Annotated in this window: 2 protein-coding genes; one reads left to right on the forward strand and one right to left on the reverse strand. The window is 45.9% G+C overall.

Features of this window, described 5'->3' with window-relative positions; translation table 11 throughout:
- On the forward strand, positions 1-364 hold a 364-nt coding region (locus tag RQ738_RS13630; RefSeq protein WP_314165866.1), incomplete at its 5' end, for a transposase.
- 3 nt (positions 365-367) lie between these two features.
- Here the strand turns inward: RQ738_RS13630 and RQ738_RS13635 are convergent.
- Positions 368-562, reverse strand: a 195-nt coding sequence (locus tag RQ738_RS13635) for a hypothetical protein (RefSeq protein ID WP_314165867.1), incomplete at its 5' end; no start/stop codon positions are given.

Consider the following 562-nt stretch of genomic DNA (forward strand, 5'->3'; position numbering starts at 1 on the left):
AGAAACTGGAAAGCGTTACGTATTCCTGACCAACAACTTCAAGCTATCGGCCAAAACCATTGCCGATATTTACAAGGCAAGATGGCAGGTCGAACTGTTTTTCAAATGGATTAAACAAAACCTGAAGATTAAATCGTTTGTGGGCACAAGCAAGAATGCGGTCATGACGCAGATATGGATTGCGCTGTGTATTTATTTGCTTCTTGCCTTTCTCAAGTTCCAGTCAAAGTTGCAGAAAAGCACGCAACAGATTTTACGATTATTGCAGCTCAATCTGTTTGAAAAACGGGACTTAATGGCGCTGCTCAGAGGCGATCCACCGTGCGATAATCAACCCGATATTAATCAGATGGTTTTGCTGTGAAAGTTAACGGGACAGCAGTGACTGGTGCCCAGCAATGAGAAACCCGAATGGGACTGGGTCCGGACAGATCACACGGCTCTTGGTTCGTGCGCCTTCAGGGTAGACTACAAATTCCTCGTCCGCACCCCATTGGGCAACATCAATGGCCTGAGTACTATCCTGATGTTTCAGTTGAACAATCATGCCATGCCTTTGCAG

Origin of the sequence: Sulfuriflexus sp. (assembly GCF_032250955.1) — a bacterium.
Lineage (GTDB): Bacteria > Pseudomonadota > Gammaproteobacteria > AKS1 > AKS1 > Sulfuriflexus.